Genomic DNA, 18,528 nt, shown 5'->3' on the forward strand with positions numbered 1-18,528 from the left:
GCATGGGTATACGCATACTCCGTCGCCGCACGGCCGACCCCGCGGGTGTCGTCCCGGCGCTGTTCGCGCCGGTGCCCGCGGTGGCCACGAGCGCGAGCACCGCTCAGACGCCCGCGGCCCGCCGTTCCGGCCGCGCCCCCGGGCTCGCCGCGCCCGCGTCCCGTGCCGTCGGGGCCGCACCGGCCGCACGCCGGGGCCGCCTCGCCCTGCCGGTGCGCGCCGACGGCCCCGGCCCGACCTGCGATCTCGCGAGCGAGTGTCAGTACGGCACGGAGGGCTTCGCCGAGGGCACCGCCATGGAGACCATGCCGCGCCGGGTGGAGGAGCTCCGGCACACCCTGGACCGGTGGGAGCTCGCAGCCCTCCGCCCCCTGGTTACCGTCTCGGACACCATCGCGGCCCTGCGCCTGCCGGACGTGGTCGCCGGCTCCCGTTCCTTCCTGCGGACCGGTGTCCACGGCCTGAGCCTGCTCGGACACGTCCGCGGCGCGGCGCGCCGGAGCGGGCCCGCGGGGAAGCCGGGCGGTCCCGGTCCGAGGGCGTACCGGGAGAACGGCCGCCCGCCCCGGCTCGCGCGCGGCTGGCGGGTGCACAGCGTCGGCGCGTTCACGGGCACCGGCAGAACCTGCCGCATCGTCGTCCTGTCGCACGACAACCCGACGACCGCTTACGGAGCCCGCACCATCGGGCGCTTCGCCCGCGCCGTCCACCGCGGCCTGGGCCAGGGACGCGGCCGCGTCCGGGGCCCCGCCCCGCGCAGGGGGTTCAGCGGGGTGCCGGACGGTTCGGCTCCGTTCGCGTGGCTGCCGGGCCGGGACGAACCGGGGCGGGACGCCACACCCTGACGCCGACGGCGTACAGCGCGAGGCCGAGGACGAGACCCGCGCCCGCGCCGAAGCACAGGGCCGGGATCAGTTCCCAGGGTTTCGTGCCGGAGCCCTGGTAGGCCCACCAGCGAGCGGCCCGCTGCGCGGCCGCGACGACCGCGCAGCCGCCGATCACGGCGGCGGCGAGCCACCGGTCCGCGCGGGACAGCGCCGGCACCCCCACCGGCTCACCGGGCGGTGTCCGCCGCAGCGCGACGACCACGAAGAGCGTGATCACCACGGCCGCCGCCATCGAAGTGCCGTACTGCGCGTACGTGAACAGGGGTGTGCCCCCGACATACCGCGCCAACGTGGGCAGCAGTCGCACCCCCCACCGGTCGTGGTGCGTGAACGCGTCCCACACGACGTGCGTCAGCGCGCCGAGCACGGCCGACGCGTACCACCACAGCGCCAGGGACGGGCCGGGTTCCCGGCGGGCCGTCCCGCAGCGCAGCAGCCCCGCGAGGCGCCCCTGACGGGTGCGCGGCAGCAGGGCCACCAGCGGCTCGCGCAGGACCAGCCAGACGCCCACGAGGGCCCAGGCGACCAGCACGTCGAAGGTGAGGACGCCGGTGAACGAGTGCGTGAACCCGCCGAATTCCATCGCTCCGGGTACCGCACTCGCCGCGTAATAGGTCATGTCGGGAGCGAAGGAGCCGGCCACCAGGACCGCCGGCACCAGTCGGCTCCGGCCGCTTCCGTCGCCCCGGACTGCGGGCAGTACGGCCGCCGCGTGGCTGAGTGTGAAGGGCAAAAGGTCCCCCTGTGGCTGACGTCGTTCGAAGGCGTCGCGCTCGGTGATCACCGAAGGCCATTATGAGAGATGCGTGAGAAGGCACGGACGGCCCGCTCGGGGTATGTGTCCCGGCGGACAATCGAACATGGCCAACCGGTGAAAATCGGGCACGAACGGGTGCCCGGGCGACGGAAGTTGTCGTAGGGTCACCTGCGTCACAGTGCCAGCGAACGCGCGGAGCGCGGGCGGTCGTCCACGGGAGGGGTTCACTCAATGGCGGCGCATTTCGGCAGACTGCGCAAGGGAGCGGCGTCCACCGCGGTGGCCGCGGCGGCGGTCGCGGCCCTGTCCGCTTCCCAGGCACCCGGAGTGGCCACCGCGGACCTCGGCAGACAGGCGGCCGGCGCCCAGCCCTCGGCCGACGCTAGCGCCGCCGGCGAGGGCGCGGCGACCGGCAACTCGCCCTACTACACCGACCTGCCGCCGCTGAAGAGCCCGAACCCGAGCACGAGCCCGAGCCCGACGCCGACCATCGGGACGCCCGTCTCGGTGGGCGAGGCCGAGGCCGGCATACCGGCGACCGTGCTCGACGCCTACAAGAAGGCCGAGACCTCGCTGCGGGAGTCCAAGCCGGGCTGCAATCTGCCCTGGCAACTCCTCGCGGCCATCGGCAAGGTCGAGTCCGGACAGGCGCGCGGCGGCCGAGTCGACGCGAACGGCACGACGTACTCGCCGATCCTCGGCCCCAAGCTCGACGGCAACGGCTTCGCGCTGATCGCCGACACCGACAACGGCGCGTACGACGGCGACAGCGCGTACGACCGCGCCGTGGGCCCCATGCAGTTCATCCCCTCCACCTGGGCGTGGGCGGGCCGTGACGGCAACGGCGACGGCAAGAAGGACCCCAACAACGTCTACGACGCGGCACTCGCGGCCGGTCATTACCTGTGCCGGGCCGGCCGCGACCTGTCCGTGCAGGCGCACATGAACGCGGCGATCCTCAGCTACAACAACTCGACGGCCTACCTCAACACGGTGCTGTCGTGGCTGGAGTACTACCGCAAGGGCACCCACGAGGTTCCGAACGGCACGGGCACCCTGCCCTCGCACAGCAGCGGCGACTCCACGGCGAGCCCGGACCAGTCGCCCTCCACGCCGTCGACGCCCGACTCGAAGCCGAGCACCACCAAGCCGGGCGGCGGTTCGACGAGCCCCTCCAAGCCGACCAAGCCCGGTTCCCCCTCGACCACGCCGCCTCCCACACTGCCCACGCCCACCGAGACGGTGGACCACGTGGAGGACGCGGGCACCGGGAAGCTCACCGCCACGGCGGGCCAGTCCTTCGGCAGCAAGGTCGCGGTGCGCACCGAGACCAAGGCGGGCAAGGCGGTCGCGAAGGTCCGCGTCCGGTTCCTGATCGTCGGAGACACGGACGCCACCTTCACCGGCGGCGAGAGCGTCGCCACGCTCGTCACCGACAGCAAGGGCACGGCGACCGCGCCCGCGCTCGTGGCGGGCGAGAAGACCGGCGGCTTCACGGTCCGCGCCACCGTCGTGGGCCGCGCCCTGGGCGGCCTCGACTACGCGGCGACCGTCACGCCGCGCCAGGCCGACGCCCTGACCCGCACCGGCGACGCCCCGCTGACCTGCGTAGCGGGCGGGGAGTTCGCCGACCAGGTCCAGCTGAAGGCCACCTACAAGGGCGCCGCCGCCGGGAAGGTCGCGGCCACCGCCACACTCGTGAAGTCGGCGGTCGACGCGACCGAGAACGACAAGGGCCCGTACTTCAAGGACGCGGACGGCAAGACGGTCCGCACCCTCACGGACCTCACGACCGACGCCGACGGCACGCTCAAGCTCCCCAAGCTGTACGCGGACGACACGGCCGGCACGTTCCTGCTCCGCGTCACCACCACGGGCGGCGCGACGCTGACGGTCGAACTGACGGTGGCCCCGGCCGCCACGGCCACACCGTCCGCCACGCCCTCACCGTCGAGCACGGCCACGCCGTAGTCCGGCACGACCCTGGTGGTCCCGTCGGGGCCACCAGGGCCATGCGCGGCCCCCGCGCAACCAGGGCGCCCTTCCGCTTCCGGCGGAGGGGCGCCCTCGTCGTGTGCGCGACGTGTTCTCATCTCGGCCCTCCGTTGCTACGGTGCCCGACCTGACGATGCATCAGCTCCAGGTTCCCGGGAGGCCCCGCATGCGTGCCCTCATCGCCGCCGCGACCGGTCTCGCCGTGGCGCTCGCCCTGGTGTTCACCATCACCGCCATGGGCTCACCGGCCGGCGGGACGTCGCCGAAGCCGCTGCTCACCACCGTCCCCAAACATCCGTAACCAGCCGGGAGGGCCGTCCAGATGCGCCGCAAGGCCAGCCTGATCCTGCTCGCCCTCGCCGTGTTCTGCGCGGCGCTGTCCCCGCTGCTGCGCTGGTACGTCTTCCCGCGGGTGGCCAAGATCCCCGCGGGCCAGTACCAGGACATGGTCCTGGAGGCGAAGGACGCGACCCTCCTCGACTACGGCACCATGAAGGCGAAGAAGGTCCCCGAGGTCACCGTCGTACAGACCCTCAAAGGCAACGTCGAGGCATCCGACCGCATCGAGCGGACGGCGGGCCGCGACGTCGTCGTCTGGGACTCCCTGTCCTATGTGCAGGGCCCCGACGGGAAGATGGTCTCCAAGCTCCCCGAGCGCTACATCTTCGACGCCCACACCCAGGAACCCGTCCACGCGACCGGCGAGTCGGTCGACGGCGACCCCGTCCGGCGCGACGGCATCGAGTTCAAGTGGCCCTTCCGGACGGAGAAGCGGGACTACGAGTACTTCGACGCGCAGACCCGTACCTCGGCCCCCATCCACTACGAGGGCACCCGGACCTTCCGCGGCGTCGAGGTCTACTACTTCGAGCAGACGATCCCCTGGACGAAGGTCGCGTTCCCCAAGGTCATGCCCGTCCGGGGCATCACCGCGCAGTCGGTCGCCAAGACCGGTACGACACGCTGGTACACGACCGTCCGCAGGTTCTGGGTCGAACCGGTCACCGGGGCACCCGTCTACGGCGAGGAGATCCACAAGGAGGAACTGCGCGGCGGCACCCTGCTCGGCGGCCGCGCCGAGGTGACCGCCTTCTCCGGGCACGTGAAGATGCGCGAGGACTACATCGAGCACACCGTCGCCCTGGTCAAGTCCAACCGCACCCTGGTCCTGCTGATGACCTCCTACCTCCCCTGGGGCCTGCTGCTCCTGGGCGCCGCCCTGCTGACCCTCTCCCTCTACCTGGAGGCGCGCGGCCGCCGCCCGGACGATCCCGCCCCCGCCCCGGCCGAACGGTCCGAGCCGGTCAGCGCCTGAGCCGCGCGTTCGTATGACGGGTCGGCTCCGCGGCCGCCGGATCCTCGGGCCACGGATGCTTGGGGTAACGGCCGCGCAGCTCGGCCCGGACCGCCCGGTAGCCGTCCTTCCAGAAGGAGGCGAGGTCGGCGGTGACCGCGGCGGGCCGCCCCGCGGGCGACAGCAGATGGACGAGTACGGGCACCCCGGCCACGGCGGGTGATTCGTGGAGGCCGAACATCTCCTGCAACTTGACGGCGAGGACGGGCTGTTCGGGATTGCCGTAGTCGACCCGGACCCTGGAACCGCTGGGCACCTCGATCCGCTCGGGCGCGAGCTCCTCCAGCCGGGCGGCCTCACCGGTGGCCCAGGGCAGCAGCCGCGCCAGGGCCTGCCCGGCGTCGATCCGCGACAGATCGGCCCGCCGCCGTGCGCGGCTCAGCTCCGGCTCCAGCCACTCCGCCACGCGCGCGTGCAGCGCGTCGTCGCCGACATCGGGCCAGGGCGCGCCGAGATGCAGTCGCAGAAAGGCGAGCCGCTGGCGCAGCGCCCCGGCGTCCGGGGACCAGCGCAGCAGCCCGAGTCCGTCGGCCCGCAGCCCCTCGAGCAGCGCCTCCCGTACGAGCCCGGGGTCGGCGTTCCTGAGTGGACGCACCGCCAGCTCCACCGCCCCGAGCCGTTCGACGCGCCGCGCGACGACATCGCCCTCGGACCAGTGGACCTCCTCGCCCTCGGCGGCGAAGCTCGCGGCGGCGCGCCGAGCCGTCCCCTCGTCCACCACCGCCGCGAGCCGCACGCGCGCGTGCCCGGCGCCGACGGGACGGTCGGCCACGGCGACGGCCAGCCAGGGCGCGTCCCGCAGCGCGGAGCCGTCGCCGATGTCGGCGCGGGTCCCGTTCACCATCAGGTACGAGCCGCCCTGCGCCCGCGCCAGGCGCTCGGGGAACGCGAGGGCGGCGACCAGCCCGGCGACGCGGTCGTCCCCGAGGTCGGCCCGGCCGCCCGCGACCGTGCCCGGCGGCAGGCCCTCCGGCGCCTTCTCCCGCGCGTCCCTGGTGCCCGAACGCAGTCGGCGCGCCTCGGTGCGCCAGCGCGCCGCGTAGGCGTCACCGCCCCGCCGGGCCGTCCGCCAGGCGGCCGCCAGATCGTCCCCGTACTCCCGCGGCGGCTCCTCGCTCAGCAGGGCGACCACGTCGGCCGCCCGGTCCGCGCCCACCTCGGGCGCCGCGTCCAGCAGCGCCCGCGCCAGCCGTGGGTGCAGGCCCAGCCGGGACATGCGGACACCCCGCCGTGTGGCCCGCCCCGCCGGGTCCACCGCGCCCACCGCCGACAGGACGGACCGCGCCGCCGCCATCGCGCCGGCCGGCGGCGGGTCCAGCAGCGCCAGCCCGGCCGCCTCCGGGTCGCCCCAACAGGCCGCCTGCAGGGCGAACGCCGTCAGATCCGCCACCTTGATCTCCGGTGCGGGAAAGCGCGGGAGACGAGCGTCCTCCGCCTCGGACCAGCAGCGGTACACCCGGCCCGGTGCCTCACGGCCGGCCCGCCCGGCCCGTTGCCGTCCGGCGGCCTGCGCGGCTCGCACCGTCGTCAGCGCGCTCAGCCCGCGCGCGTGGTCCACCCGGGGTTCGCGCGCGAGCCCCGAGTCCACGACCACCCGCACTCCGGGAACCGTCAGCGACGACTCCGCGACGGAGGTGGCCAGGACCACCCGGCGCCCGGTACCCGGCGCCAGCACCGCGTCCTGCACCGCGGCGGGCGCCCGCCCGTGCACCTGGAGCACGTCGATCCCGCCGAGGTCCCCCAACTGACCGGCGACCCGCGCGATCTCGCCCACGCCGGGCAGGAAGCACAGCACGTCCCCGTCGCGCTCGGCCAGCGCCCGCCGCACCACCGACACCACGTGCGCGAGCAGAGCGGGGTCGACCCGCATGCCGTGCGGGGGGCGTACGGGCCGGGCCGGAGGCGCCCAGACCACCTCCACCGGGTACGAGACCCCCCGCGCCTCCACGACCGGCGCGCCGCCCAACAGCTGGGCCCAGCCCTCGGCGTCGGTCGTCGCGGACGCGGCCACGAGCCGCAGTTCGGGCCGGAGCGCGGCCCGGACGTCCAGGAGGAAGGCCGCCACGGTGTCGGCGTCCAGATGCCGTTCGTGGCACTCGTCGAGGACCACCACGTCGACGCCCGCGAGCTCCTGGTCCCGCTGCAGCCGCTGGAGGAGCACTCCCGTCGTGACGACCTCCACGCGCGCGCGTGGTCCCACGACCCGCTCCCCGCGCACCGTGTAGCCCACGTTCCCGCCGGCCTGCTCGCCGAGCAGCCACGCCATCCGCCGGGCCGCGGCCCGGGCCGCGATCCGGCGCGGTTCGGCGACCAGCACGCGGCGGGCCGGGCCCCCGCCGACGAGACCGGCGAGGACCAACGGCACGAGGGTCGTCTTGCCGGTGCCCGGCGGGGCGCACAACACCGCCGTGCCGTGCTCCTCCAGGGCGTCGCGCAGCGCGGGCACGGCGGAGCGGACGGGCAGCCGGTCGAGGGCGTCGGTACGGATCACGCCCCCAGTCTCGTACGAGGGCTCGTACGAGCGTCAAACACGCCTCACGCGCGTACGCACCGCACGCGCGCGTGCGGTGCGTACGGACACCTCGGTGAACGGTGCGTACGGACACCCCTGTGAACGGGGGAGCCGGACGCGAACGGTGACGGGCGGCCTCAGTCCCGCCGGCACACGAAGATCGCGGTCCCCGGGATCAGGTTCCCGCGCAGCGGGGACCAGCCGCCCCACTCCTGGGTGTTCCAGGCGGGCCACTCCGGCTCGACGATGTCCAGGAGCCGGAAGCCCCCGGCCACCACGTCACGCACCCGGTCGCCCACCGTCCTGTGGTGTTCGACGTACACCGCGCGGCCCTCGTCGTCCTGCTCGACGTAGGGGGTGCGGTCGAAGTACGAGGCGGAGACCGACAGTCCTTCCGGGCCCGGCTCGTCAGGGAACGCCCAGCGGACCGGGTGCGTCACGGAGAAGACGAAGCGGCCACCGGGGCGCAGGACGCGGCGCACCTCGCGCAGCACCCGCACGGGGTCGGCGACGAACGGCAGCGCCCCGTACGCGGAGCACGCGAGGTCGAAGGAGCCGTCCGCGAAGGGCAGCGCGCCCGCGTCGGCCTCCACCAGCGGCACCGGGCCGCCGATGCGCAGCGCGTGCTGGAGCTGGCGGTGGGAGAGGTCCAGGGCGACGGGGCGGGCGCCCTGGGCCGCCAGCCAGCGCGAGCACTGGGCCGCGCCGGCGCCGATCTCCAGGACGTCCTTCCCCTTGAGGTCCTCCGGCGGGCCGAGCAGCTCGGCCTCCACCTCGTCGAGGCCCTCGGGGCCCCACACGAAGCGGTCGTCGCCGAGGAACGTGCCGTGCTCTGTCTGGTAGTCGTCCGCGTTCCGGTCCCACCAGCCGCGATTGGCGCGGGAACTCTCCGTGACGTCCGCGTCGCGTCGGGTGGCTTCGGACTCGGACTGCTCGGGCTCTTGGATGATCGGCTCCCTCGTATTAATCTGCGGGCTCGGCCCTTCGACACGCCTCGGGGGTGTCACGGCAGGGGCCGACCAGGGCCCGCGTGGCCTCATGAGACAGGTCTTGTGCCGGGAATGCGGCGATCCGCCCCGGGTGTGCGCCTTCGCGCATTGACCCTGCCCGGCTGCCCCCGTATGCTACAAGTTGCGCTGCGGGCCTGCGCACCTCAGACGTAGCAGGCTGCGCTCGCATCTGTATGTATGTCCCCTCGGTTTTCGGGGCGCCACCGGTGGTGTTCGCAAGAACACGGTCCGGGATGGGCGCTTCCTTGGCTGTCCGGCCTTATGCAGAGCGAAACGGGCTCCCGGCGCAAGCAGTACCTACGACTCACTGTCCGTACCGGAGCCCTTTCCCACATGACGAGCAGCACCGAGACCACCTCTACCACGCCGCAGGTAGCGGTCAACGACATCGGTAACGAGGAAGCCTTCCTCGCCGCGATCGACGAGACGATCAAGTACTTCAACGACGGCGACATCGTCGACGGCGTCATCGTGAAGGTCGACCGGGACGAGGTCCTGCTCGACATCGGTTACAAGACCGAAGGTGTCATCCCGAGCCGCGAGCTCTCGATCAAGCACGACGTCGACCCCAATGAGGTCGTCGCCGTCGGTGACGAGATCGAAGCCCTTGTTCTCCAGAAGGAGGACAAGGAAGGCCGCCTGATCCTCTCGAAGAAGCGCGCCCAGTACGAGCGCGCCTGGGGCACCATCGAGAAGATCAAGGAAGAGGACGGCATCGTCACCGGTACCGTCATCGAGGTCGTCAAGGGTGGTCTCATCCTCGACATCGGCCTCCGTGGCTTCCTGCCGGCTTCCCTCGTCGAGATGCGCCGTGTCCGCGACCTCCAGCCCTACGTGGGCAAGGAGCTCGAGGCCAAGATCATCGAGCTGGACAAGAACCGCAACAACGTGGTCCTGTCCCGCCGTGCCTGGCTGGAGCAGACCCAGTCCGAGGTCCGCCAGACGTTCCTCACCACCCTCCAGAAGGGTCAGGTCCGCTCCGGCGTCGTCTCCTCGATCGTCAACTTCGGTGCCTTCGTGGACCTGGGTGGCGTCGACGGTCTGGTGCACGTCTCCGAGCTCTCCTGGAAGCACATCGACCACCCCTCCGAGGTTGTCGAGGTCGGCCAGGAAGTCACCGTCGAGGTCCTCGACGTCGACATGGACCGCGAGCGTGTCTCCCTGTCGCTCAAGGCGACGCAGGAAGACCCGTGGCAGCAGTTCGCCCGGACGCACCAGATCGGTCAGGTCGTCCCGGGTAAGGTCACGAAGCTCGTTCCGTTCGGTGCGTTCGTCCGCGTGGACGAGGGCATCGAGGGTCTGGTCCACATCTCCGAGCTGGCCGAGCGCCACGTGGAGATCCCGGAGCAGGTCGTCCAGGTCAACGACGAGATCTTCGTCAAGGTCATCGACATCGACCTCGAGCGCCGCCGCATCAGCCTCTCGCTGAAGCAGGCCAACGAGGCATTCGGTGCCGACCCGGCCTCGGTCGAGTTCGACCCGACCCTGTACGGCATGGCCGCGTCGTACGACGACCAGGGGAACTACATCTACCCCGAGGGCTTCGACCCCGAGACCAACGACTGGCTCGAGGGCTTCGAGTCCCAGCGTGAGGTGTGGGAGACGCAGTACGCCGAGGCGCAGACCCGCTTCGAGCAGCACCAGGCTCAGGTCATCAAGTCCCGCGAGGCGGACGCCCAGGCCGAGGCCGAGGGTGCCAGCACCTCCAGCGCGGCTCCGGCCGCCTCCGGTGGCGGTTCGTACTCCTCGGAGTCGGACGACACCTCCGGCGCCCTGGCGTCGGACGAGGCCCTGGCTGCCCTGCGTGAGAAGCTCGCCGGCGGCCAGAGCTGAAAGGCTCATCGCTAGGCAGTAGCTGAAAGAAGTGGGCCCGCACCGATTCGGTGCGGGCCCACTTCCATGGGAGTCCGGTTTTCCGGGTCGGGTCAGGGCGTCACCGTGATGTTGGTGAGTCCCTTGCCTCCCGTCACCGTGTTCGACGCGTACACGGTGGTCCTGCACGAGGAGCTGTAGTTCGTGACGTTGACCGCCAGCTGCTTGTCGCCCGACGCGCCCCGCAGGTCCGAGGTGTTGCCGCGGAACACCGTGCCGCAGCCCCAGCCGGACTGCTGGGTGTGGGTCTCGTAGCCGTCGTTCGTGGTCGCGGTGCCCCTGTTGTTCTCGACGAGGACGTCGTTGCCCTTCACGTCGACCCAGGAGTCGTCGAAGTTGGCGCCGGTCAGACCGCTGCCGTCGAAGGTGTTGCCGGTGACGCGCGCACCCGTCGTGCCCTCCTTGATGTCGACGTTCTCGCCGCCCACGTCCGGGCCGATGGTGTTGCCGCTGATCTCGACGCGGTCGCTCTTGTCCGAGGTCCCGCCGGCCGTGCCGACGTAGACGCCCTCGCCCATGCCGCGGCCGTCGTTGCCAGTGTCGTAGATCCTCGAGTTCCTGATCGCGCCGTCCGTGCTGGAGTTGCGGAAGTGGACGCCCTCCATGTCGAGCCCGTGGACGGTGACCGAGTCGACGACGACGCCCTTCGCCGAGTCGATCATGATGCCCTTCTGGCCACCGGTGACGGTGATGCCCCGGACCGTCCAGTACGAGGCGCCGTTGAGGTGCAGCCCGTAACCGCCGCCCGCCGTGAGGACGGCCTTCGAGGAGCCGGTCAGGGTGATGCGGGAGCCGGAGCCCGCGGCCTTCGTCGTCTTGAAGTTGCCGGTGTACGTGCCGTCCGCGAGGTGGATGGTGTCGCCGGGCGCGGCGGAGGTGAGCGCCGACTTCAGCTGGGCTGCCGTGGCGACCTCGATGGTCTGGGCCGCGGCCGCGGTGGGCGCTGACGCCAGCACCCCGCCCGTGGCGAGTGCCGCGCCGAGCAGGGGGAGGAGGAGCGTACGTCGGATACGCATGTGGGGGTGACCTTCCCTCGGTCCGCAGAAGACTGTTCGTTCTTGTACATGAACTTCGGGCGCCCATATGAACGTAAGGGGGGCGTGGGTCCGCGTCAAGGTCCGTACCAGGCCGGTGTGCGGCGAGGCAAGCGGGGTGGATACACGAGTAACCGCGGAGCTGTAGGTGTGGGCGCGGTGCTCGCCACCATGGGAGCCCTCGGCCTCGCGCCCACCGCGCCCACCGCGCAGGCCGCCCAGCGTGAACAGCCTTGCCGCGCACCGAAGTCGGGCGATCTGACGCTCACCGGGAGAGGTGCCGCGAACTCGGCGTCCCCGCCGAGGTGTTCACGAACCCGAACGCGAACGCGCGTGCCGTCCTCGGGCCACGGGTGCGCCGTGCCCGTGACTCCCGCCCGCGGTCCCGTCGCCGCGGGGCACCCCGCCGCTCGTGGCGGACGGGAAGAGGTGACGGGACGGCGGTGCGGAGCGCGGGGCGGGAATGCCCGTGCTCCGCACCACGTTGTGGACTAGGAACACGAGGAGGAGCGGTCACAGTGCTTGATCCGCAGGGTTTGTACGCATGGGAGCCGAAGGGCCTGGCCGTGGTGGACATGGCGCTCGCCCAGGAGTCGGCCGGACTGGTCATGCTCTACCACTTCGACGGATACATCGACGCGGGTGAAACGGGCGACCAGATCGTCGACCGGCTGCTCGACTCGCTGCCCCACCAGGTCGTGGCCCGGTTCGACCACGACCGGCTGGTGGACTACCGGGCACGCCGCCCGCTGCTGACCTTCAAGCGCGACCGGTGGACCGACTACGAGGAGCCCGCGCTCGACGTGCGGCTCGTCCAGGACGCCACGGGCGCGCCCTTCCTGCTGCTGTCCGGCCCCGAGCCGGACGTCGAGTGGGAGCGTTTCGCCGCGGCCGTCGAACAGATCGTGGAGCGGCTCGGCGTCCGGCTGGCGGTGAACTTCCACGGCATCCCCATGGGCGTTCCGCACACCCGCCCCGTGGGCCTCACGCCGCACGGCAACCGCACCGACCTGGTGCCAGGTCACCGCAGCCCCTTCGACGAGGCACAGGTGCCCGGCAGCGCCGAGGCCCTCGTGGAGTACCGCCTCATGGAGGCCGGACACGACGTGCTCGGCGTCGCCGCGCACGTTCCGCACTACATCGCCCGCTCCCCGTACCCGGACGCCGCACTGACCGTCCTGGAGGCCATCACGGGCGCCACGGGCCTGGTGCTCCCCGGCATCGCGCACTCGCTGCGCAACGAGGCGCACCGCACCCAGACGGAGATCGACCGGCAGATCCAGGAGGGCGACGAGGAACTCGTCTCCCTCGTCCAGGGTCTCGAGCACCAGTACGACGCCGCGGCGGGCTCGGAGACGCGGGGCAACATGCTCGCGGAGCCGGTGGAGATCCCGTCGGCGGACGAGATCGGGCTGGAGTTCGAGCGTTTCCTCGCGGAGCGCGAAGGCGACTCGTAGGCCGTGTCCGACCCTTCGCACCGGATCGGCGGGCCGCGCCCGCCCGGTGGGAAGGGCCAGGCACGGCCCGGCGCCGCGCCCGGCCAGGGGCGGCCTCGGCGCGTGGGGGCCGCGCCGGTGCGTGCCGGGGGCAGGCCCTAGGCTTTCCGGCATGTTGAAGGTGGGCCTGACCGGCGGCATCGGCGCCGGCAAGAGCGAGGTGTCGCGACTCCTCGTCGAGCACGGCGCGGTACTGGTCGACGCGGACCGCATCGCGCGGGAGGTGGTCGAACCCGGAACTCCCGGGCTCGCGGCCGTCGTCGAGGCGTTCGGTACGGAGGTGCTCGCACCGGACGGCAGCCTTGACCGCCCCGGACTGGGCTCGATCGTCTTCGCCGACCCCGGGAGGCTCGCGGTCCTGAACTCGATCGTGCACCCCCTGGTGGGGGCTCGCTCCCGCGCCCTGGAGAGCGCCGCCGCGCCCGACTCCGTGGTCGTCCACGACGTACCCCTCCTCGCCGAGAACTCCCTCGCGGCGCTGTACGACCTCGTGATCGTCGTGGACGCCGCCCCCGGGACCCAGCTCGACCGGCTGGTGCGGCTCCGTGGCATGACCGAGGGGGACGCCCGCGCCCGCATGGCCGCCCAGGCCACCCGCGAACAGCGCCTCGCGATCGCCGACGTGGTCATCGACAACGACGTACCCCTGGAGCAGCTCGAGCGGCGCGTGGGGGAGGTATGGGCGGATCTCGTGCGCCGAGCGCGGGCCCGCGAGGAATAGCAGCCCTCGGCCGGGGCGTTGAACCCGTGAAGTGAGGGAAGGACTGAGCCGTGCCCGAGACCAGCGGACCGACCGGACGTACTCCGGAGACGCACGTCATCGATTTCCGTGCCGCCGAGCACCTGCTCGCAGCGCGCGACCCGCGGGGCGCGGTGAAGCTGCTCGACCCGGTGATCGCCGCGCATCCGGAGAACACGGCGGCCCGCCTGCTGCGCGCCCGTGCCTTCTTCGCCGCCGCGCAACTGCGGCCCGCCGAGCTGGAGTTCACGATCGTGCTCGAGCGTGAGCCGGACAACGCGTTCGCGCACTTCGCGCTCGCCCGCACCTATGAGCGCCAGCTCCGCCCCGAGCAGGCCAAGCGGCACTTCAGACTGGCGGCGGCGCTCGATCCGAATCCGCAGTACCTGGAAGCCGCGCGCTTCGACTCCTAGGGCGTGCTGCGAAAGTCCCGTCGTCCGCCCGGATGGCAGGCGGGACTTTCGCAACACGCCCTGGACCGCCGCGGTCCGCGGGTGGCGGGCGGGCCTACCGGCGGTGTTCCGGCGGCTGGTACGGCGGGATGTCCCGGCTCGGCTGGTAGTGCGGGCCCTGATGGATGTGCCACAGGATCATGGTCATGTCCACGGTGGCCACGAGCCACAGCGCGCCGCAGACGGCGGCCCACCCGGGCCGTCCGGCCAGCGCGAACGCGGTCGTTCCGAAGATCGCCCACACCAGTCCCCAGGCGGTCAGCCAGAAGCGCATCCGCAGGGCACTGCGCGCTGTCGTCGGTTCACTGCCTGTACGCATGGGGATCACCGTTCCCGGACCACCATTCCTACTGGAAAACGTACTCTCGTCGTGCACGTTCACCAAAGGGACGAAGGCCGGACCGACGGGGGAGGCGACAGTGCTGCTGGAGGCGCTGCGGGCGGACGCGAGGCTCGCCGAGTGGCTGAGGGACCTGGAGAGCGAGGCGGAGCCCCGGACGGAGGCGGTGCTTCCGGACGCGGACGGGCTGGCGGACGTCCTGCTCGACCTGTCCGTGGCCCACGAACACGTCAACGAGCTCGTCGCACTGCGCTCCCGGCTCGCCGCGGACCCGGAGGCGATGACGCTGCTCGCGCGGTGCGTCGCCCGCTTCGTGCGGGACATGGGGGAGATCGGAAAGGGATGGGAGCCGCCCGCGTTCCCCGCCTCGACGGGGTCCCTCGGGCGCTGCTTCCACCTGTACGTCTTCGTCGCGGCGCTCCCGTACGTCCGCGCCTACCACCGCGGTCGCGGCATCCCCGACGACGTGTCCCGGCGCACCCTCGCCGACCTCGGCCGGCAGGTGGCGGTGCACCGCAGACGGCACGGCACGCCGGGTCTGCTGTTCCCCTGGTGGATCGCCCTGCACTTCCACGGTGAGCTGTTCCAGCTGGGCCGGCTGCAGTTCCAGCGCGCCCGGCTCGGCCGGCGCACCGGCCGTGCCGTCGCGGCGGCGGGCCTCGGCTCCGGACCGGGCGATCCCTGTCTGAGCGTGCACATAGCCGACTTCCGCGGACCGCTGTCGCCCGCCGCCTGCGAGCGGTCGCTCGCCCTGGCGCGGGAGTTCTTCGCCCGGCACTACCCCGAGGAGCGCTACGAGGTGGCGGAGTGCCACTCCTGGCTGCTGGACCCGCAGCTCGGGCGGTACCTGCCGGCGGGCTCGAACATCATGCGCTTCCAGGAACGTTTCCGCGTCGCGTACCAGGAGACGACCCCGGACGACGGGGTGCCGGTCGGGTTCGTCTTCGGCGATCCCGAGCTGCCGGCCCAGGACCTGCCGGGGCGGAGCGCCGTGGAGCGGGCGGTGGGGGACCACCTGCGGGGCGGCGGGCACTGGTACGTCGGGCACGGCTGGTTCGCGCTGCAAACTCCCTCGAACGGATGAGGAGGCGCAGGAACGAGGCGATGAGGGCCGCCCGTTGGACGGGTATGAGCAGGGAAATGCGTGAAGGACACAAGGGGACCGGACCCGGAGCGATCACACCGGACGGCTGCGCGGTCGAGTTGTACGCGCGTCTGTCCGTCGGGGAGGAGCCGGACATCATCGCCGCGGCGGCGCCCGCGGGAGCACACATCCTGGAGCTGGGCAGCGGGGTGGGCCGCGTGACCCGTCCGCTCCTGGAGCGAGGCTTCACCGTCACGGCGGTGGACGAGTCGGCCGAGATGCTGGAGCGGGTCCGCGGGGCGCGCACGATATGCGGCCCGATCGAGGACCTGGATCTGGGCGAGACCTTCGACGTGGTGATACTCGCGTCGTTCCTGGTGCACACCGCGGACACCGGCGTGCGGCGAGCGATGCTGGAGGTGTGCGCGCGCCATGTGGCGGAGGGCGGGAGCGTGCTGATCCAGCGCGAGGGAGAGGACTGGCACAAGAGCGTGCCCCGCGAGCGCGTCGACCCCGCCGGATACACCGTACGGATCGTGTCGGCGGAGCCGTTGGGCGGCGGGGTGAACTCGGTGCACGCGGAGTACGTGTTCCCGGACACCACATGGACGCAGACGTTCCGGTCCAGACCGCTGACGCGGGAGCGGTTCGAGGAGGCGTTGGGGGAGGCGGGGCTCCGGGTGGAGCGGTATCTGACGGAGGACGGCGTGTGGGTGCGGGCGGTGAGGGCCTGAGGCTCCGATCTCCCCGGGGCGGCGGAGCCGGTGGGCCGGTCGGTCCCGCCGCACGGCGATGAGTTCCGGACATCCGCCCGGTCTATCCCTGCGACAGCACGCCGTACCGCTTCGCACAGGAGACCTCATGTCCGAGACCACCGTCCCCGCCACCCCGGCCGCGTCCACCTCCGCCGACCCGTCGCGCTCCCGCGTCCTCCGCGGCCGGGGCGCGCGGATTCCGCTGGGCGCCCTGCAGGTCGTGCTCGGTCTCTTCTACGTGTTCGCGAGCGCCCTGCCCAAGCTCATCGCGCACCCGTCGGCGGCCGAGTCCTTCGACAAGCTCGGCTGGGGCAGCACGGGCATGTACCTCATCGGCTCGCTCGAACTCGCGGGTGGCGTCGCCCTGTTGATCCCGCTGCTGTCCTCGGTGGCGGCGGTGGCGCTCAGCGCGCTGATGGTCGGCGCCTTCATCGTGAACGTCACGGTGCTGCACGGCCCGTACGTGGCGACCCCGCTCATCCTGATCCTGCCGCTCGCGCTGATCGCGTGGGCACGCAGGAGTCACAACGCCGATCTGGTCCGGCTGGTACGTCGACGGGCGTGAGCGCCGTACGCCGTCGAGGGCTCCCCGGCCGCGACGGGGAGCCCTCGACGACGTGAGGGACGGGGACCGGTCACTCGTGCGACCGGTGACCGGCAATCGGCCACCGGCGTTCTGTCGCGGGTGGCCGGCGGTCGTTGCGGGACCGGTTCCCGCTCCTCAGGGGGCCGGGACCCGCGATGCCCGGGTGTCAGGGGGCCCGGACCCGTGATGCCCGGGTGTCAGGGGGCCCGGACCCGTGATGCCCGGGTGTCAGGGGGCCTCGGGACCGCCGAGGCCCCGGAGGCGCTCCAGCTCGCGACGGTCGCGCTTGGTCGGGCGCCCGGCGCCCCGGTCGCGGACACCCGCCGGGGCCACGGCCTCGCGCGGAGGCGGCGGCGGACTGTTGTCCACGTAGCACTCGGCCGCGACGGGCGGCCCGACCCGCTTGCGGATCACGCGCTTCACCACGACGATCCGCTCCCGGCCGCCGTGCCGCAGGCGGACCTCGTCGCCCACGTGCACCGCGTACGCGGGCTTGACGCGCTCGCCGTTCACCCGGACATGACCGCCCCGGCACGCGGTCGCGCCCATCGAGCGGGTCTTGACCAGACGCACGGACCAGATCCAGCTGTCGACGCGGACGCTCTCGCCGCCCGCCGGACGCGCGGCCACGGCGGCGGCCACCGTGTCACCGGAAGCCGTCGCGCCGTCGTCCGCGTTCTTCTCGTCGTCCCGTTCGACGTCCGCACCCTCAGAAGCCATGCCCCGACTCTAGAAGACGTCGCCCGGCCGGGCCGCATTTCCGTCGAGGGGGCCACCCCGGGCGGCGAGGAGCGGCGCCGGCCGGTCGTACGGTGGGGGCATGGACAGAGGCCACACGGAGAACGGCGATCTCACCGGTTTCACAGGTCGCGGGGGCCTCGGAGGCCCGCCAGGTCCCGTCGGCCCGGCCGATCCCGCCGCATCGGCCGACCTCGCGGACCTGGCGGACCTGGACAGGCGGATCACCGGGTGCCGGGCCTGTCCGCGGCTGGTGGAGTGGCGCGAGGAGGTGGCCCGCACCCGACGTGCCGCCTTCGCCGACCAGACGTACTGGGGCCGGCCCGTCCCGGGCTTCGGTCCGCCCGACGCGTCCCTGCTGATCATCGGTCTGGCACCCGCCGCGCACGGCGCCAACCGGACCGGCCGCATGTTCACGGGCGACCGCTCGGGCGACGTGCTCTACGCGGCGCTGCACGAGGTGGGACTGGCCTCCCAGGGGACGGCCGTGAGCGTGGACGACGGACTGTCCCTGCACGGCGTGCGGATCACCTCGCCGGTGCGCTGCGCCCCGCCCGCCAACAAGCCCACCCCCGAGGAGCGGGACACCTGCCGGCCCTGGCTGGTGCGCGAACTGGAACTGCTGCGGCCCTCCCTGCGCGCGGTCGTCGTCCTCGGCGCCTTCGGCTGGCAGGCCGCGCTGCCCGCCTTCGCCCGGGCGGGCTGGGAGGTGCCGCGCCCCCGCCCGGCGTTCGCGCACGGAACCCGGGTCACCCTCACGTCACCCGCGCGGCTCGACCTCTTCGGATGTTTCCACGTCAGCCAGCGGAACACGTTCACCGGACGGCTGACCCCCGCCATGCTGCGGGAGGTGCTGCGCACGGCGGCCTCTGCGGCCGGGCTGACGACCCGGCCGTACGACGGATAGCCTCCCGCGA

Annotated in this window: 18 protein-coding genes; 12 read left to right on the plus strand and 6 right to left on the minus strand. The window is 72.7% G+C overall.

Translation table 11 applies throughout. The annotated features are described in order from the left end of the window. Window positions 1-2: 2 nt before the first annotated feature. Window positions 3-845 (plus strand): hypothetical protein, encoded by an 843-nt coding sequence (locus ACFVTC_RS05645; RefSeq protein ID WP_390124249.1) that lies wholly within the window; start codon window positions 3-5, stop codon window positions 843-845. On the opposite strand, the gene ACFVTC_RS05650 is transcribed toward ACFVTC_RS05645, so the two are convergent. Next, window positions 766-1,620, minus strand: a complete 855-nt coding sequence (locus ACFVTC_RS05650) for a DUF4184 family protein (protein WP_390124714.1) — start codon at window positions 1,618-1,620, stop codon at window positions 766-768. The genes ACFVTC_RS05645 and ACFVTC_RS05650 overlap by 80 nt on opposite strands. Before the next feature lie 255 nt (window positions 1,621-1,875). Here ACFVTC_RS05650 and ACFVTC_RS05655 point away from each other — a divergent pair, with 255 nt between their 5' ends. The 3 genes from ACFVTC_RS05655 to ACFVTC_RS05665 all read left to right on the plus strand — a co-directional run bounded on the left by ACFVTC_RS05655 (window position 1,876) and on the right by ACFVTC_RS05665 (window position 4,954). Further along, window positions 1,876-3,615: a lytic transglycosylase domain-containing protein gene (locus ACFVTC_RS05655; RefSeq protein ID WP_390124251.1), complete on the plus strand. Its 1,740-nt coding sequence runs from the start codon at window positions 1,876-1,878 to the stop codon at window positions 3,613-3,615. Between the two features lie 190 nt (window positions 3,616-3,805). Further along, window positions 3,806-3,940 carry an SPW_0924 family protein gene (locus ACFVTC_RS05660; RefSeq protein WP_168527619.1) on the plus strand — a complete coding sequence of 45 codons (135 nt, stop codon included), beginning with the start codon at window positions 3,806-3,808 and terminating at the stop codon, window positions 3,938-3,940. Between the two features lie 21 nt (window positions 3,941-3,961). Next, on the plus strand, window positions 3,962-4,954 hold the full coding sequence (locus tag ACFVTC_RS05665; RefSeq protein WP_390124253.1) for a DUF3068 domain-containing protein: 993 nt from the start codon (window positions 3,962-3,964) through the stop codon (window positions 4,952-4,954). On the opposite strand, the gene hrpB is transcribed toward ACFVTC_RS05665, so the two are convergent. Then, window positions 4,944-7,484: an ATP-dependent helicase HrpB gene (hrpB, locus tag ACFVTC_RS05670; RefSeq protein ID WP_390124255.1), complete on the minus strand. Its 2,541-nt coding sequence runs from the start codon at window positions 7,482-7,484 to the stop codon at window positions 4,944-4,946. The genes ACFVTC_RS05665 and hrpB overlap by 11 nt on opposite strands. A 158-nt stretch (window positions 7,485-7,642) precedes the next feature. Next, window positions 7,643-8,545 (minus strand): class I SAM-dependent methyltransferase, encoded by a 903-nt coding sequence (locus ACFVTC_RS05675; protein WP_390124257.1) that lies wholly within the window; start codon window positions 8,543-8,545, stop codon window positions 7,643-7,645. Between the two features lie 303 nt (window positions 8,546-8,848). Between ACFVTC_RS05675 and rpsA the strand changes: the two genes are divergently transcribed. After that, the gene (rpsA, locus tag ACFVTC_RS05680; protein WP_168527616.1) at window positions 8,849-10,348 is read left to right on the plus strand and encodes a 30S ribosomal protein S1; all 1,500 of its coding nucleotides are present in this window, start codon (window positions 8,849-8,851) and stop codon (window positions 10,346-10,348) included. Window positions 10,349-10,440: 92 nt separating this feature from the next. On the opposite strand, the gene ACFVTC_RS05685 is transcribed toward rpsA, so the two are convergent. After that, on the minus strand, window positions 10,441-11,403 hold the full coding sequence (locus ACFVTC_RS05685; protein WP_390124259.1) for a right-handed parallel beta-helix repeat-containing protein: 963 nt from the start codon (window positions 11,401-11,403) through the stop codon (window positions 10,441-10,443). A 536-nt stretch (window positions 11,404-11,939) separates the two neighbouring features. On the opposite strand from ACFVTC_RS05685, the gene ACFVTC_RS05690 reads away from it, so the two are divergent. The 3 genes from ACFVTC_RS05690 to ACFVTC_RS05700 all read left to right on the plus strand — a co-directional run bounded on the left by ACFVTC_RS05690 (window position 11,940) and on the right by ACFVTC_RS05700 (window position 14,069). After that, window positions 11,940-12,878, plus strand: coding sequence for a PAC2 family protein (locus ACFVTC_RS05690; RefSeq protein WP_168527613.1), 939 nt, complete (start codon window positions 11,940-11,942; stop codon window positions 12,876-12,878). Between the two features lie 151 nt (window positions 12,879-13,029). Beyond that, window positions 13,030-13,638 (plus strand): dephospho-CoA kinase, encoded by a 609-nt coding sequence (gene coaE, locus ACFVTC_RS05695; protein ID WP_390124261.1) that lies wholly within the window; start codon window positions 13,030-13,032, stop codon window positions 13,636-13,638. Between the two features lie 50 nt (window positions 13,639-13,688). After that, complete coding sequence (locus tag ACFVTC_RS05700; RefSeq protein WP_168527611.1) at window positions 13,689-14,069, plus strand: tetratricopeptide repeat protein; 381 nt, start codon at window positions 13,689-13,691, stop codon at window positions 14,067-14,069. Window positions 14,070-14,163: 94 nt separating this feature from the next. Here ACFVTC_RS05700 and ACFVTC_RS05705 read toward each other — a convergent pair whose 3' ends face one another. After that, window positions 14,164-14,427, minus strand: a complete 264-nt coding sequence (locus ACFVTC_RS05705) for a DUF6343 family protein (protein WP_390124263.1) — start codon at window positions 14,425-14,427, stop codon at window positions 14,164-14,166. Between the two features lie 100 nt (window positions 14,428-14,527). Between ACFVTC_RS05705 and ACFVTC_RS05710 the strand changes: the two genes are divergently transcribed. The 3 genes from ACFVTC_RS05710 (at window position 14,528) to ACFVTC_RS05720 (ending at window position 16,852) form a co-directional block, all read left to right on the plus strand. Further along, a complete protein-coding gene (locus ACFVTC_RS05710; protein WP_390124265.1) occupies window positions 14,528-15,532 on the plus strand; it encodes an acyltransferase domain-containing protein in 1,005 nt (334 codons plus the stop codon). A 56-nt stretch (window positions 15,533-15,588) separates the two neighbouring features. Beyond that, the gene (locus tag ACFVTC_RS05715; protein ID WP_390124267.1) at window positions 15,589-16,266 is read left to right on the plus strand and encodes a class I SAM-dependent methyltransferase; all 678 of its coding nucleotides are present in this window, start codon (window positions 15,589-15,591) and stop codon (window positions 16,264-16,266) included. 127 nt (window positions 16,267-16,393) lie between these two features. Continuing rightward, complete coding sequence (locus ACFVTC_RS05720; protein ID WP_390124268.1) at window positions 16,394-16,852, plus strand: DoxX family protein; 459 nt, start codon at window positions 16,394-16,396, stop codon at window positions 16,850-16,852. Between the two features lie 249 nt (window positions 16,853-17,101). Here ACFVTC_RS05720 and ACFVTC_RS05725 read toward each other — a convergent pair whose 3' ends face one another. Continuing rightward, window positions 17,102-17,593 (minus strand): RNA-binding S4 domain-containing protein, encoded by a 492-nt coding sequence (locus ACFVTC_RS05725; protein ID WP_390124270.1) that lies wholly within the window; start codon window positions 17,591-17,593, stop codon window positions 17,102-17,104. Between the two features lie 100 nt (window positions 17,594-17,693). Between ACFVTC_RS05725 and ACFVTC_RS05730 the strand changes: the two genes are divergently transcribed. Continuing rightward, a complete protein-coding gene (locus ACFVTC_RS05730; protein WP_390124272.1) occupies window positions 17,694-18,518 on the plus strand; it encodes a uracil-DNA glycosylase in 825 nt (274 codons plus the stop codon). Window positions 18,519-18,528: the final 10 nt, after the last annotated feature.

The organism is Streptomyces sp. NPDC057950, from assembly GCF_042887295.1.
GTDB classification, from domain to species: domain Bacteria; phylum Actinomycetota; class Actinomycetes; order Streptomycetales; family Streptomycetaceae; genus Streptomyces; species Streptomyces kaempferi.